Source organism: Chryseobacterium indologenes, from assembly GCF_018362995.1.
Classification (GTDB): Bacteria; Bacteroidota; Bacteroidia; order Flavobacteriales; family Weeksellaceae; genus Chryseobacterium; species Chryseobacterium indologenes_G.
In genome coordinates, this window is record NZ_CP074372.1 from 3,148,084 (window position 1) to 3,163,563 (window position 15,480).

A 15,480-nucleotide genomic window follows, 5' to 3' on the forward strand; every position below is an offset into this window, starting at 1 on the left:
TTCCAAAATATTTCAGAAAGAATATATTTGCATACATTTTGCTGTTTAAATTTAATAATTATCTCATTATGAAAAAGTATATTTCTTTACTAATGATTTTTGGATTCCTGTTCTTTTTTCAGAGCTGTGCTTCACAGGGTTCATTAGACTCGAAAACAGTGGACACATTAATTGATTCTCAAGAATTTACATTCCACGCGGAAAGAGCTAATCCTACGAATTATGATGTTATCAATGTCATGAATTCAATGCCTAATGCTACGGCAACGAGAATATTGAATCTGAATGGCGATTATACTATTGACGTAAGTAAAAATACACTGGATGTAGTTCTTCCTTATTTTGGAAGACTGTTCAATCCAACTTATGGAAATACAAGTGATAACAGCTACAGATTTACTTCAAAAGATTTTACAGTAACAAAAACTCAGAATAATAAGGGAAAATGGACTTTAAAGTTTAAGCCAAAAGATGTAAAAACCGTTGATGAGATGAATATTGAGATCTTTAAAAACGGTAAAGCTTTCGTTTCTATGAGAAGTAATGACAGACAGCCGATTAGTTATGACGGTTACATCTCTAAAACTGAGGTGAAACAGGAAAAAGAGAAACCTTAATCCCTGTTTTCATTCGATAAAAATTTTTCAACAAATAATTTTGCTTCAGTGCTTGGATTGGAAACCATCGCTGAAGCATTTTTTTTGTGCAAATGATAGGCTTCTTCTACAGCATTGCTCTTTTTCATCAGGGATAAAATATATTCCTGAACCCAATATTCAAATCGCTTTTCTGCCTGCTGAACACGGATTTCTTCAAAACGACCGCTTTTCTTTTTCAGATCAATAAACTCGAAGATTGTATCATAAACGTCCTGTAATCCTTCGTTATGTAGAGCAGAACCCAGTAAAACAGGAATTTTCCAGCCTTTTTCTTTAGGTGGAATAAAATCCAGGGCTCTTTTTAATTCCAGTCTTGTATTTTTTGCTTTCTGAAGATTGTCCTGATCTACTTTATTGATGAAAATAAGGTCTACCATTTCCATGATTCCGCGTTTTATGCCCTGAAGTTCGTCTCCGCCTCCAATAATTTTAAGGAATAAGAAAACATCGGTAATATCAGCAACAAGGACTTCTGACTGCCCTACTCCAACGGTTTCTATCAAAATATAATCATATCCTGCTGCTTCACAGATCATCATGGTTTCAAAAGTAGTATTGGCTACTCCGCCCAGAAAACCTGAACTTGGAGAAGGACGAATGAAAGCATTTTCTTCTTTGGCCAATTCTTCCATTCTGGTTTTGTCTCCCAGAATGCTTCCTTTATTGATTGCTGAGCTGGGATCAATAGCGAGAACGGCTACTTTTTTACCCTGTGCAATTACCAACCGGCCGAAGTTTTCTATAAAGGTAGATTTTCCGGCTCCCGGAACTCCTGTTACTCCTACTCTCACAGAGTTTCCGGTAAAAGGCATAATCTTCTTCAGAAGGTCTTCTGCCTGTACCCTGTGTTCTGCTTTTTTACTTTCAACCAATGTAATAGCTTTTGCAATCAGGCGTTTGTTTCCTGACTGTATTCCGTCTATTAGCTCTTCTGTAGAAAATTTCATTGATTCAAAATTAATAATTAAAATGGGAATGGTCAATAGCCGGCTTACAATGATGAGACAAAAGGCTTAAATTATCTTTATTCAGGATTACCGATTTTACGTGAATTTAATTTTTATTTCTTCTAAATTAAAACTAGAACGCCCTATATCAACGGCTTAAGGAATTTATTACATTTGTTATATGTCAAAAAGAAGAAACATGAAAAAACTCATCGCTGCGGCTTCGTTTACTGGTATTTTGCTGGTTTCCTGTACGCCGAAAGCTGCTACATCCACTGCTACTGCAGGCACTTCAACATCTACTGCGGAACAGATCGCTCAGGGGAAAACTATTTTTGAAAACTCTTGTGGAAGATGTCATAAATTACCTGATCCTGCTTCTCACAACCCTGTGCAATGGGTAGGAATCATGAATTCTATGGCTCCAAAGGCAAAATTAACGGATGAACAGCACCAATGGGTTTATGATTATATTGTTTCTGTGAAGAAGTAATCATCAAACAAAAATAGGATATGAAAAAATTCATCTTAACCGGTATCGCAGCATCAGCATTTCTGGTATCCTGCGGACCAAAAAGTGTGGCTGTAACAGGGCCAAAGTATACCTCATCTGAGCAGTTGGCGCAAGGAAAAACCATTTTTGAAAATTCCTGTGCAAAATGCCATAAGCTGCCAGAACCAACGAAACATGACGACAAGGGATGGATCAACACGTTAAGCAGAATGGCTCCAAAAGCTAAACTGAGCGATGACCAGCATCAAATGGTGTATGACTATCTGATCTCTGTTAACAAAAAATAAGCTTTCAATTGAAAGCTTATTTTTTTAATAGGCTTGAAAATCAGATTATTCCGTCTTTTTTATAGTTCTGTTTCTGGTTACTTTTCCTTTGACAAGTTTCTCTCTATCTTCAAGTATTTCGAGAGCTGCACGGTTGTAAGCAAATTTTTTAGCTTCTTTAAGGGTTCCTAAAGCTTGCTTATACTCAAAGTTTCTTTCCTGCAGAAGAGAGAGACAGTTCAGAATTTCCGATTTGTCAATTCCTTTTAATTTTAGAGCGAATTCAATTAATTTTTCAGCTTCTTTATAATCTTCATTATTCAAAAGACATTCAATATAATATTTAGGAGTATTGATATTGGCGATGTTACTCTGCATAGCTTCATCAAAATATTTCTTCGCTGTTTCGTAATCTTTCAGCTCTTCGGAATATACTCTTCCCATCAGGCAAAGACTGTCTGCGTCTTCAGGTTCGTAAGACAGAGCATAGTTAAGTGCATCCATACATTCAGAAAGATTGAATGGAAAGTAGTCTAATGCTTCAAAATAATATTTACTTTTAGTTAAGGTCATTGTTGTAGTTTTTAAGGTCGTTTTTCAAGGCATTCCTTTGTTTTTTGAATGTCTTGTCTTCGTAATTCTTTTTGAAATCTGTTCCTGAAAATGTCCGGACAGGATTTCCACGTTCTACCTGCATCTGAAGAGACCAGGTTTCTTTCAGTTTTCTTTCCAGCTGTTGGATATAAGCTGCCATTACTTTTTCTTTTAATCTGATAGCAGAAAGTTTTTTATTCTCCAGCTGCGAGCGTGAGTCCTGTACAAACACTGTTTCTTTGGTCAGAATATGAGTAGCACGCACCGCTGTATTCACTTTGTTTACATTCTGTCCTCCGCTTCCCTGGCTTCTCGCTGTTTGAAATCTGATATCTTTTTCATTGAAATCAACCATTTTTACATCATCCAATTCAAAAATTCCGATAAACCAATTGCTTCTTTTATGGAGTTTCCTGAATGTGCTTTTTCCTATCCAGCAAACAGTTCCCAACCAGTTTTTAAGAAACAGGTTTATCTCTTTTCCTTTTAAAAGCAGGGTTACTGATTTTAATGTAAGGTTTTCATCACCGTTTTCACGATGAATGATTTCGTATTCTATTGTATTTTGCTTGGCCTCTTCAAGAAAGGTCTTCAGAACCTTTGCGGCAACCCACTGACATTCTAAAGGACCTCTTCCTGAAGTGATCTGTATTAATTTTTCCATTTTATGTTGGCATTTTGCTTAATAAAGGGTGTCCTACCGGATCTGTCCCTTTTTGTAATAAATCTTTTGCAGCCATTACTGCCCAGCATTTGTCACTGGAGTGTATATTTCTGTAAAATGAAAGTAAAATATCAGGCTTTACGACAGTAAAACCATTGGCTTCTATAGTTTCAAGATCGTCTCTTTCAAAGAAATCTATGGTAATTCTGTGGAATTTATCATTCTCCAGTTCTACTGTTTTCTCGTACCTGCGGAAGTTTTCTTCACTCGGCAGGTGATCATACCGGGTCCAGACTTTCTGAAATCCTTCCTGTTGAAGAATGATAACTACATCTGCAACATTTTCTTTCTTTACAAAAACATCAATATCCTTATGGTCGTGCGCATGTTTGTATTCCGTATGTCCTGTTTCAGACATAAAATGCCATGCCCAGCCACCTGAAATAATGATTTTATCTTTTAATATGTTTAAAATTCCGAGTCCTAACCGGATTCTGAATTCCGGCCAGACTTCGCCGTATCTTTTTATGTTATGTGGTGCTCCCATTACTTTGTTTTTAAATTAAAAGCTGAAAGTTTATAGTTGAAAGCTCAATATTTTCAGCTGACAACTATAAACGATCAACCAAATTATCTGTCCATTCTCACAATTCTCGGCTGGAATGTTCCCAGGATATCTACCAGTTCACTCTGTGCATTCATTACTTCATTGATGTCTTTATAGGCCATTGGTGCTTCTTCTGCATTTCCGCCCATCAGTGTGACATTTTTAAGTTTTAATTCTTTCTTGATATCATGCTGAGTGAAAAGGGTTCTGCATTCTCCTCTGGAGTGTGCTCTTCCTGCGCCATGAGATGCTGAATTCAGGGATTCCGGGTTTCCTTTTCCGCGAACGATAAATCCTTTCGCTGTCATGGATCCGGGAATCATTCCCAGTTCATTTTCATTGGCAGGTGTTGCTCCTTTTCGGTGAACAATCACTTCTTTTCCGTTATGGATTTCTTTCCAGGCAAAGTTGTGATGGTTCTCAATTCTGGCTTTTACTCTTCCACCAACGGCTTTTACCAGCCTTCTGTGAATATCATCATGACAGGCTGAAGCATAATCTCCAGCGAGATTCATTGCCGTCCAATATTCCAATCCAAGGTGTGTGCTAAGATCCAGCCAGGCGAAGTTTTGGGCTTCTTTTGGTAACGGACACTGTTCTGTAGCCACTCTTGAGTAATATTGGGCAATTTCTGCTCCAAGACCTCTTGAGCCACTGTGAGAAAGTATTCCAAGATATTTTCCTTTCGGCAGGCCAATCTGCTCATCTTCTTCGGTGATTTCCACTTCTCCGAATTCGACAAAGTGATTTCCTCCGCCTGAGGATCCCATCTGTTTAATGGCTTTTCCCTTTAATCTTCTTAAGATCGGGATCATGTCGAATGTATCTCTTTCAAAAATCTCATGGTCTATGTGAGACTTGTGCGTTTCATACATCCCGAATTTTGTATGTTCGGCAAGCGCTTTTTCATATTTATCTCTTGCACCTTCAAGATATGAAATAGGTGTATCCAAAATACTGAGGCTCATTCTGCAGCCAATATCCATTCCTACTCCGTAAGGAATTACTGCATTTTCCACTGCCAGAACTCCCCCAATCGGAAGTCCGTAGCCGCTGTGGGCATCGGGCATTAATGCTCCCTGTGTAGAAATTGGCAGTTTCAAAGCTGTGTACAACTGATTTTTTGCCTCTTCTGAGATATTGTTACCAAAAATCTGAAATGTAGCACGTTGTGAATTCAACATTCTTTTTTCCGTTTTTTTGGATGAAAGCAAGGTTTCTGCAATTTGTCCGAAAGTCAGATCTTTTTCAAATTCTTCCGGATTAAGCAGAATTTCCTTTAAAATAGATTTTACATGATGAATATTCTTCGTTGCAAAATTTCTTTTCATGACTTCCAATGCTACGTTTACGCTTTGATTATTTGGATAGCCCAGTTTTAATATATCTTTTCCTTTTAGTTTTAAATTTCCCATTGTTTTTGTTTTAAATAACAGTTGGACTTATACGTCCTGTAAGCTTTCTGCAATCTCTGTTGCAGACATTTTGTAGTGAAAGTATTTTGTACTTTCATTTTGATCAGATTTGTATTTCATCTTCCATGAACTTGGCTTTCCATATATTGTTTTATGGATAATCCCAGCAACTTTGTGTTGTCCTAAATAATCTCCCAGCTCTGCATATTCTTTTTCGAGTTCAAAGTCTACAGGCTTATAATGGGTAATCATATTGGGTCTTATTCTAAGGATAAACCTCCACGGTTCAATGAATTCGTAGTAAATCTCATACCTCTTCCTTATAGGGCAATATTCTTCCTTTTGCAAAAAATACTGCCTTTCCATTGGTGTAAGTCCGAATTTCGGATCATTCCAGGCATATTCTGAAACTCGATTGAGCTTCTGCTCTCTTTCCACATAGATTCTTCTTCCGGATTTTCTTTTCTTTTTAAGAAATTTTCTGCTTTCAGAATACATGTAAGTATTGATTTTCTTCAGAATTCCTTCAAAGAATTCTCCGTATTTGGATCTCATTACATCTTCCCTTACCACAAAGAATCTTACAAATCCTCTTTGATAAGGCTTATCCAAAGGAATCCATTGGATATTTCTTCTGATGTCTGAAAGTTCTTCACTACGTCGATATTTTTTTCTGATCTGTTTTTCTACATCTTTTCTAATTGTTCTTTTTCTGCTTCTCAAGCTTCTCAGCCGGGAAAACAGAAAGTTATCATTTTCCATTGTTCACAGAAGTATGATGCGAGATTGTAAAGTTTTTTATCTCACACAACTTTTAATCAACTAAAATATTAGTTGAATGGATTAATAATAGACGGCTACAGTGTGAGGATATAATTCACCTGTTTCGTCTGTAATGACACTAAAAAAGATTTCGGGTAAACCTGGGAGTTTGAAATATTGCGCAATAAAAAACCCGAAATCTCTACGACTTCGGGTTTTGATATTTTATTGTACTGTTATTCTAAGAATGTACCAAACCGCGAAGCCTTACCACCATAAGTGGCAATCCAACTGTAGAATTCTGTTTAGTTCTGAACATTGCTTCGTCGTTTTTTATTGGTTAAACTTGATTTTCAGGTGCAAATATATAAATTTTTCTGAGAATCAAAATTATTTTTTTCACTTAAGGTGAATAATACTGAGAAAAATAGCATCAATAACTTTTGTCATTCTCTTTGTATCGAGGGTTTCCAGAGTGTCTGTGGGTTGGTGATAATTTTTATTTCTGAAAAAAGATGAATCGGTGATCATGAGTGCCTGAAAATCAAAATTCCAATAGTTGAGATGGTCGGAAAAGTCTATTCCAGCCACAAATTTAGGCGCTGAGAAGGTTTCTATTTTGATCTGCTCAGAGCCTTTAAATTTGTCGATAAAGTTTTTTACAAACGGACCTGCCCCACTGAACTTTTTAGCCAAAGTAATAAAGTCTCCTTTATCACCGTAAAACCATGAAAGAATGCCTAAAGGAAAGCTCTGCGATCCCTTTTCATCTCTGAAGTATCCAATCATTTCCACGCTGGCCATCCCATACACATCGATATTATTGTCTTTTAAGTATTTTGCATGGACATAACTTCCCATATTTTCAGTCCTGAAATAAGGAGGTTCTTCCAATGTGTAAGCTACAAGATCAACTCTGTACTTCAGCTTTTGTCCTTTAAGCATTCTTGCCAGCTCCAAGAGGGCTGTAACTCCGGTTGCATTATCATCTGCACCCTGCTGATCTCCGCAAACATCGTAATGAGCTCCTATAATGATTCGTTTTTTGTTTTCTGTTCCAAAGGAAGTAATTACGTTCTTATATATTTTCCCATCCACTTTATATTCCTGGTAAGCAGTGCTGTCGCCATAGGTATTGAAAGTCTGATGGATATAGTCTGCGATTGTATTAAGCTGGTCTATATTTTTATGGTTTCTGAATTGTGGTGTTTGGGTAAGCGCTGTCAAATGTTTTTTAACCAAAGTAGTATCTGCAATGATCTTCGAGCTTTGTATGGATCTATTTTTCTTCCCCGAAGCTAACAGGAAAATACCAGCGATAATAAATAAGCCTACGAGAAGAAACAGTTTTTTCCTCGTAGGCTTTATTATATTTTTCAGATTCATAGGATGTGTTTTAATTTCAAATTGAAATTAAAGCTTTTCTGTTTATTTTTCTAAAAACCTCTCTAAAATTTCTACTGCACATTTCGGCAGGTTGGTTCCAGGTCCGAAAATAAAGTCTGCACCGTTGGCATATAGGAATTCATAATCCTGTTGGGGAATTACTCCTCCTACAACGATGGTGATATCATCTGCTCCCAGTTTGGATAATTCTTCCACTACCTGCGGAACTAATGTTTTGTGTCCGGCAGCCAGTGAAGAAACTCCTAAAATATGGATATCATTTTCCACGGCCTGTTTAGCTACTTCTTCCGGTGTCTGGAATAATGGAGCGACATCTACGTCAAATCCCATATCGGCAAATGCTGTGGCTACTACTTTCGCACCTCTGTCATGTCCGTCCTGTCCCATTTTAGCTACCATAAGTCTTGGGCGGCGTCCTTCTTCTTCTTCAAATTTCTGAGTCAGATGAAGGGCTTTTTCAAAGTATTCATTTTTACCGGCATTCATTGCGTATACACCAGAGATTGTTTTAATATTTGCTTTATATCTTCCAAAGGTTTCTTCCATAGCATCACTCATTTCGCCAAGGGTAACTCTTCTTCTTGCTGCTTCGATACATAATGCCAGAAGATTTCCTTTTCCTGTTTTTGCGCTTTCACGGATCTCATTCAGGATTTGTTCAACAGCAGCTTTATTTCGTTCAGCTTTAATAGTATCTAATCTTTCGATCTGCTTTCTGCGAACTTCTGTATTATCAATGTCTAAGATTTCTATCTGGTCCTGTTTCAATGAGGATTTGAATGAATTCACTCCGATAATGAATTCTTCTCCACTGTCGATCTTAGCTTGTTTTTTAGCAGCAGCTTCTTCAATTCTCATTTTGGGAATTCCGGCTTCGATGGCTTTGGTCATACCTCCTTCCTGCTCTACCTCATCAATGTACCTCATCGCTTCTTCGATCATTTGCTGAGTAAGGCTTTCCACCAGGTTACTTCCTCCCATCGGATCTACCACATCGCATATTCCGCTTTCCTGCTGAAGAATGATCTGTGTATTTCTTGCAATTTTTGCTGAATAGTCTGTAGGAAGAGCAATGGCTTCATCCAGTGCATTGGTGTGGAGAGACTGTGTACCTCCTAAAGCTGAAGACAAAGCTTCAATGGCTGTTCTTGTAATATTATTGAAAGGTTCCTGCTCTGTCAGAGACCATCCGGACGTCTGGGAATGGGTTCTTAATGCCAGAGATTTTGGATTCTGAGGATTAAACTGTTTTAAAAGGGTTGCCCAGATATATCTTGCGGCACGCATTTTAGCAATTTCCATGAAATGATTCATCCCGATTGCCCAGAAGAAAGATAGTCTTGGAGCAAAATCGTCTACATTCATTCCTGCTTTTATTCCTGTTCTTACGTATTCAAGACCATCGGCCAGCGTATAAGCCATTTCAAGTACCGGTGTGGCACCCGCTTCCTGCATATGATATCCGGAAATGGAAATAGAATTGAATTTTGGAATGTTTTGCGAAGTGTATTCAAAAATATCTGCGATAATTTTCATGGAAGGTGCCGGCGGATAGATATAGGTATTTCTTACCATGAACTCCTTCAGAATATCATTTTGAATGGTTCCTGAAAGCAGTTCCTGTTTTACTCCCTGCTCTTCTGCTGCTACGATATAGAAAGACAAAATAGGAAGTACCGCCCCATTCATGGTCATGGATACTGAAATCTGGTCCAGTGGGATTTCATTGAAAAGGATTTTCATGTCTTCCACAGAGTCGATGGCAACTCCTGCTTTTCCTACGTCACCCACCACTCTTGAGTGATCAGAATCATATCCTCTGTGCGTTGCCAAGTCAAATGCCACCGAAAGTCCTTTCTGACCTGCGGCAAGATTTCTTCTGTAAAAAGCGTTGGATTCTTCGGCAGTAGAAAACCCTGCATATTGACGAACCGTCCAAGGTTTCTGTACATACATCGTAGAATACGGTCCTCTCAGATAAGGAGCAATTCCTGGAGAAGTCTGCGTTAATGATTCATCTTTTACATCTTTTTTCTCATAAGATGATTTGAGTTCAAGCCCGTCTTTTTCAAAATTGTAAATCTCTCTTTCCTGAGGTAATACATTAAAATCCGGTTTTTTCACAGAAATTGTCTTTCGCATTCCAATTATTTTTGTCCCCGTAAAGTTAATTTTTTTGAACGAAACATGAAACTTCTGTTAACGTTCTGTTTTACTTCAATTTAGCAAAAGAAAAAGGCCGGACAAATGCCCGGCCTTTCTTATTGATATATCGTCTGCTTATTTTTTGATAAGCTTCGTATTGTAAGTGTTTTTGTCATCTTTTATCGTGATCACATACATTCCTTTGATTAATGAAGCAACATTAATTCTTTGTCCATCAATCTGACCTTCCTGAGCTAATCTTCCGTCAGCAGTATAGATTTTGTAATCTGCCTTACCTTTAAGATTTTTCACTTCCACGAAAGTATCTGCAGGGTTAGGATAAATTGAAATTTCAGTTGATTTAACGTCTTTTGTTTCATTTACCGCAAGAGTTTCTGAAATTTTTACAGAGAAATCTTTGAATGAACCTTGTGAAATAACACCACCTCCCTGTACCGGAACTGATGGGCTGCCACATGGTCCTGTAGCTGCATTAAAGAAAGTATTTGCCACTCTCATTCTTAAGAGTTTATCTCCTGCATATGCAGTAGCTGGTACAGTGAATACCATAGTTCCTGTATATTGTCCATTTGCTGGAGGAACAGTTGTTTTAGTACCTATTTTCTCTGAAGCTTCAAAAACTCCGTTTCTGTTAAAGTCAATCCAAACTTCCATTTTGTCATTATAACCTGCTGTGTTACCAACATTGAAATAAGACAATGTATATTGTGTTCCTTTGGTCAAATTAACCTGTTTTGTTACATCTTCAGTAAAATCCTGATAAGTACTGAAAATAGTTTTATAAGTTAATTGAGAATACGCTAAGTTCGCTAAGTTTAATTGAGCTAAACCACTGTTAAAGCTAAAGCTTGCAAAGCTATTTCCACCTGTTGTCATTAAACAATAGTCTGAACCAGTTCTTAAGCCTTTTGTTTTGAACGCATAAGTAGAAGAATATGTTCCGGGAACTGTATTCACTACTGCAGCCACCTGAACTTCATAGTTAGTCTCGTCTTCAAGAGAGCTCAACGATACAAAATTAGTAGCGCTGGTAGTATTTGTCCAGTTAGTTTCTCCCAGTTTTCTATATTTGATAGCATATGTAGCACCTGGTACACTATTCCATCCGATAGTAGCAGATGTTTTCAAAATCCCTGCAGCGATTGAACCTACCCCTGTTGGAGCGTCTGTAGTTGAAGTAGGAGCAGCTCCAACTATAATCTTAGGAGATACAGCGTAGAATACATTTCCAATGGCAGAAATTCTCAATTTAACAGGTCCTGTTAAACCAGAAGGCATTTGAGCTGTATAACTTCCTGTGTTAGGAGTAGAAGCTACAAGCTCTGTCCATGTTGATCCGTTAACAAGATCTGTGGTATATTCAATTTTTACATTAGCAGCATTATAAGGCGCAGCGTTGGTATTAGCTACATCCCATGAAATTGTATTGGCTGCATTGTTATATAATGTAGTATTATCAATAAGACCACTAAATTTAAAAGGCCCGTCATTGGTAACAGTTACTGTAGTTTCAGCAGATACCAGCATTGGTTTAGCAGCATTCTCATCTCTAACAGTTACTGCGTATTTAAGTACTCTTGGAATATAAGAAACAGTTTCCCATTTCGTTTTATCAGTTAAAGATCCTCCCATTACTACAGGAAGACTTGGGAAGTATCTTCTTCCGCTTGCTGTACCAAAATAAGATCTCGTCAAAGCACCTTGAGCATTATATCCCCAACCGCTGTCTCCTGAGATTGAGTTGTAAGAATCAACACTATCATACTGTTCCCAAGTATACTTAATAGGATCAGTATCTGTAGCAGAAGCATCAAGATAATATGCAGTTCCTTTTGGAATACTGTAAGCAGGAAGAGCTGAAATTACCGGAGCCGTATTTGTTGTTATATTTTCTGATGTTCCACATCCAGGTTTGCTGTCTAAACTATTAAGAATCTGATTAACAGAAGAATAATGGAAATAAGCATCAGTAAAATCCTGAACATTATCTCCTGTAATTCCGGCATATCCCATAATAGTAGTTCCTCCTCCCGGCTCAATATTTACTCCTGAACCTTCTGAAACATGTGAGAATGTATGGTTACCTCCCAGCTGATGTCCCATTTCATGAGCAACATAGTCAATATCAAAAGAGTCACCTACCGGATTTGTATTCTGTGTAAATGCAGATCCTTTTGCCAATGAAGTAGGGGTTGCAGGATCAACACATGTAGATCCGATAGAACCAGCATTTCCATTACCTCCGGAAGCATTGAAAACATGCCCCATATCGTAATTAGCATTTCCTACCACACTTGTTAAAGTTTGCTGAAGCTGTAGATTTAAATTCCCTGTATAAGGATCAGTTGCAGGGTCAGTATAGATAATATTCTGAAGATCCTGAATAATAAGTTTGATGGCAAAATCTTTCTGGAAAATACCGTTTACACGGGTCATCGTAGCATTCATCTGAGTAACCGTATTGACTATTCCTCCAGACGGATCAAATTTCTTGGTATACTCTCCTGTTGTTGAAAGCGCTAATCTATACGTTCTGTATTTTGTACTTGCCGGTCTGTTTGTAATTCCTACATTAGAAAGATTTTTTTTCCCGAAAGCTTCCAAAGACTTTATATCTTTTAAGCTTTTTTCTTCTGTAGAACATTCAAAGCCATGATCAGCATCTGTTCTTTTTGTTTTGTAAAAAACTCCATATACCTGCTTATCTGTAGTAATAGGTTCTATAAACTGGAATTTTCCATCTTTGATAATCATTGACTGCATTTCAGTAGGTGCAGTACTGAATCTTACATATTTGCCGGGATCATCAACCCCTACTCCTATATAAGATCCCAATTGGTATCTGTCAGCCATAGATTTTTCCATAACAGGATCACTATATACCGCAAACTTTTCAATCTTTCCTTCTGCTGTAGGGAGAGATACAATAACAGCCTGAGCTCCTTTCCCTGTTTCTACAGCATCTTTTAAAATGTTTCTAAGCGACTGCAAATCAAATCTGTAAGAATACTGAACTTCTACTTCTTTTCTGATTTCTGATGTCCTTTGTGAGGCCGGTTCCCACCTCTGTGCATTAAAGCTGGACAGCCCGGCAGCCAATGCACAAACCAGTAAAATTCTTTTTTTCATAATTACTTAATTAATTTAGAATTAATAAACTTTAAATATCCGGCATAAAAATAAGAATTATAAACACAACCGCATAAAAAAAACAGTCAATTTTAAATAAAATTGACTGTTTTTTTAAATATTATTCTTTTTAGAGTTATTTATTTATTCCCATCTCAAATAAAGCAAATGATATAAGATCTGCATTTTCACTAATAACCTGATCTGTGGCTCTTCCGGCTCCGTGACCTGCATTCTTTTCAATTCTCAAAAGAATAGGATTTTTACACGCTTGCTTTTCCTGAAGTTCTGCTCCAAATTTGAACGAGTGTGCCGGAACTACTCTATCATCATGATCACTGGTGATAATCATTGTTGATGGATAGCAAGTTCCTGCTTTTACATTATGTACTGGAGAATAGGATTTAAGATATTCGAACATTTCTTTACTGTCTTCTGCAGTACCATAATCGTAAGACCATCCTGCTCCAGCAGTAAATTTGTTATATCTTAACATATCCAACACTCCTACTCCCGGGAAAGCCACTCTTGCCAGGTCCGGTCTCATCGTCATTGTTGCACCAACCAATAATCCTCCATTTGATCTTCCTGAAAGAGCCATGTATTGTTTTGAAGTATATCCTTTGCTTTGAAGATATTCTCCGGCAGCAATAAAGTCTTCAAAAACATTTTTCTTCTGTTGCTTTGTTCCTGCATCATGCCATTTTTTACCATACTCACCTCCTCCACGGATGTTTGGAACGGCATAAATTCCTCCATTTTCCATCCAAATCGCATTGACTACAGAGAATGAAGGCTGTAAGCTGATGTTAAAACCTCCATAAGAATATAGGATCGTAGGGTTTTTACCGTTAAGTTTAGTTCCTTTCTTATAATTGATCATCATAGGAACTTTTGTACCGTCTTTTGAAGTATAGAATACCTGTTCTGAAACATAATCATCCGGATTAAACTTCACTTTAGGCTTTTGATACACTTCAGATTTTCCTGAGTCTACATTGAATTTATAAGTGGTTCCCGGTGTAATATAATTGCTGAAAGAAAAGTAAACATCTTTCTCTTTTTCTTTTCCTCCAAATCCTGAAACATTTCCTTTACCGGGAAGTGTAATTTCTCTAACCTGTTTTCCTGTTTTATCAAACTGTTTTACCTGATCTATAGCATCAATCATATAGGTTGCAAAGAAATAGCCTCCGCCTGTAGAAATTCCCAATACATTTTCAGTTTGTGGGATTACATCTTTCCATGTTGTAGGAGCAGGATTGCTTATCGTAGTTTTTACAAGACGCATATTCGGAGCATCTTTATCGGTGAAAATGAAAAGGTCATCACCTTGTGTATCTACAATGCTGGCATTGATATCAAACCCATTTACTATTTGTACAAAATCACCTCTTTTCTGAAGGTCTTTTATGTATAATTCATTACCATTGGTAGCATTAGCAGCAGAAATAATCAGGTATCTCTGGTCCTCAGAAACGCCGGCACTTAAATATCTTCTTGGCGTTTTTTCTCCTCCGAAGATCAATTGATCTTCAGACTGTTTCGTCCCTAATTTGTGAAAGTATACTTTATGCTTGTCTGTCATACCGGAAAGCACTGTTCCTTCTTTTGGCTTATCGTAGCTTGAATAGTAGAATCCTTCATCTCCCTGCCATGAAATCCCGCTGAATTTTACATCCAGTAAAGTCTCATCAATCTGTTTTTTGGTAACAGCATCAATGATAATAATCTTGTTCCAGTCACTTCCGCCTTCAGAAATAGAATAAGCCGCAAGGTTTCCTTTTTTATTGAATGAAAGATTGGAAAGCGAAGTAGTTCCTTTTTCCGAAAATTTATTCGGATCTAAAAATACTTCTGTAGCATTGGTCTTGTTGTTTGTTCTGTACAAAACAGATTGTGCCTGCAAACCATCGTTTTTATAATAATAAGTATAATCTCCTTCTTTGAAAGGAGCTGAAATTTTTTCATAATTCCAGATTTCCTTCAGCTGATTTTTAATTTTATCCCTGAACGGAATTTTTGAAAGGTAATTCTGACTGTAAGCTACTTCTTCATCTACCCATTTCTTTGTAGGTTCGGAATCATTTTCCAAATCTCTGAAGGGATCAGAAACAGCAGTTCCGAAATAGGTATCTGTCTGGCTTCCTTTTAACGCTTTAGGATAATTCATTTTCTGAGAATAAAAAGATGCTGAAAATAAAACTCCAGCTGTTAACAATATAGGTTTAAAATTCATATTGATCGGTTTTTCTCAAAAATACGTAAAGTATATTAAACAAAAAAACAGACCTTATTTCCTTGTAATCTATATTAAAATAATGTTAAATTTCATCTTTTTTTAAATGTA

Annotated in this window: 13 protein-coding genes; 3 read left to right on the forward strand and 10 right to left on the reverse strand. The window is 37.2% G+C overall.

Annotation, left to right across the window (positions count from 1 at the left end; all coding sequences use genetic code 11):
- The first annotated feature begins 68 nt into the window (after positions 1 to 68).
- A complete protein-coding gene (locus DYR29_RS14200) occupies positions 69 to 617 on the forward strand; it encodes a DUF4251 domain-containing protein (RefSeq protein ID WP_213277383.1) in 549 nt (182 codons plus the stop codon).
- Here DYR29_RS14200 and meaB read toward each other — a convergent pair.
- The gene (gene meaB, locus DYR29_RS14205) at positions 614 to 1,606 is read right to left on the reverse strand and encodes a methylmalonyl Co-A mutase-associated GTPase MeaB (RefSeq protein WP_213277384.1); all 993 of its coding nucleotides are present in this window, start codon (positions 1,604 to 1,606) and stop codon (positions 614 to 616) included. The two genes, DYR29_RS14200 and meaB, sit on opposite strands and share 4 nt — an antisense overlap.
- Before the next feature lie 199 nt (positions 1,607 to 1,805).
- Between meaB and DYR29_RS14210 the strand changes: the two genes are divergently transcribed.
- Both DYR29_RS14210 and DYR29_RS14215 read left to right on the forward strand, forming a co-directional pair.
- Positions 1,806 to 2,099, forward strand: coding sequence for a c-type cytochrome (locus DYR29_RS14210; RefSeq protein WP_213277385.1), 294 nt, complete (start codon positions 1,806 to 1,808; stop codon positions 2,097 to 2,099).
- Positions 2,100 to 2,119: 20 nt separating this feature from the next.
- Positions 2,120 to 2,407 carry a c-type cytochrome gene (locus tag DYR29_RS14215; protein ID WP_047424621.1) on the forward strand — a complete coding sequence of 96 codons (288 nt, stop codon included), beginning with the start codon at positions 2,120 to 2,122 and terminating at the stop codon, positions 2,405 to 2,407.
- 45 nt (positions 2,408 to 2,452) lie between these two features.
- On the opposite strand, the gene DYR29_RS14220 is transcribed toward DYR29_RS14215, so the two are convergent.
- From DYR29_RS14220 to DYR29_RS14260, 9 genes are all read right to left on the reverse strand, one after another.
- Positions 2,453 to 2,959, reverse strand: a complete 507-nt coding sequence (locus DYR29_RS14220; RefSeq protein WP_213277386.1) for a tetratricopeptide repeat protein — start codon at positions 2,957 to 2,959, stop codon at positions 2,453 to 2,455.
- The gene (gene prfH / locus DYR29_RS14225) at positions 2,946 to 3,644 is read right to left on the reverse strand and encodes a peptide chain release factor H (protein WP_213277387.1); all 699 of its coding nucleotides are present in this window, start codon (positions 3,642 to 3,644) and stop codon (positions 2,946 to 2,948) included. Before prfH ends, DYR29_RS14220 begins: the two co-directional genes overlap by 14 nt.
- Position 3,645: 1 nt before the next feature.
- Entirely contained in the window at positions 3,646 to 4,191 is a 546-nt protein-coding gene (locus DYR29_RS14230) for a hypothetical protein (protein ID WP_213277388.1), read from the reverse strand.
- Positions 4,192 to 4,274: 83 nt separating this feature from the next.
- The gene (locus DYR29_RS14235; RefSeq protein ID WP_213277389.1) at positions 4,275 to 5,666 is read right to left on the reverse strand and encodes an RtcB family protein; all 1,392 of its coding nucleotides are present in this window, start codon (positions 5,664 to 5,666) and stop codon (positions 4,275 to 4,277) included.
- A 27-nt stretch (positions 5,667 to 5,693) separates the two neighbouring features.
- A complete protein-coding gene (locus DYR29_RS14240; RefSeq protein ID WP_213277390.1) occupies positions 5,694 to 6,428 on the reverse strand; it encodes a hypothetical protein in 735 nt (244 codons plus the stop codon).
- A 399-nt stretch (positions 6,429 to 6,827) separates the two neighbouring features.
- Entirely contained in the window at positions 6,828 to 7,814 is a 987-nt protein-coding gene (locus tag DYR29_RS14245) for a M28 family peptidase (RefSeq protein WP_213277391.1), read from the reverse strand.
- Positions 7,815 to 7,856: 42 nt separating this feature from the next.
- The gene (scpA, locus tag DYR29_RS14250) at positions 7,857 to 9,977 is read right to left on the reverse strand and encodes a methylmalonyl-CoA mutase (protein ID WP_213277392.1); all 2,121 of its coding nucleotides are present in this window, start codon (positions 9,975 to 9,977) and stop codon (positions 7,857 to 7,859) included.
- Positions 9,978 to 10,115: 138 nt separating this feature from the next.
- On the reverse strand, positions 10,116 to 13,130 hold the full coding sequence (locus DYR29_RS14255; protein WP_213277393.1) for a reprolysin-like metallopeptidase: 3,015 nt from the start codon (positions 13,128 to 13,130) through the stop codon (positions 10,116 to 10,118).
- Between the two features lie 136 nt (positions 13,131 to 13,266).
- A complete protein-coding gene (locus DYR29_RS14260) occupies positions 13,267 to 15,369 on the reverse strand; it encodes a prolyl oligopeptidase family serine peptidase (protein ID WP_213277394.1) in 2,103 nt (700 codons plus the stop codon).
- Positions 15,370 to 15,480 lie beyond the last annotated feature (111 nt).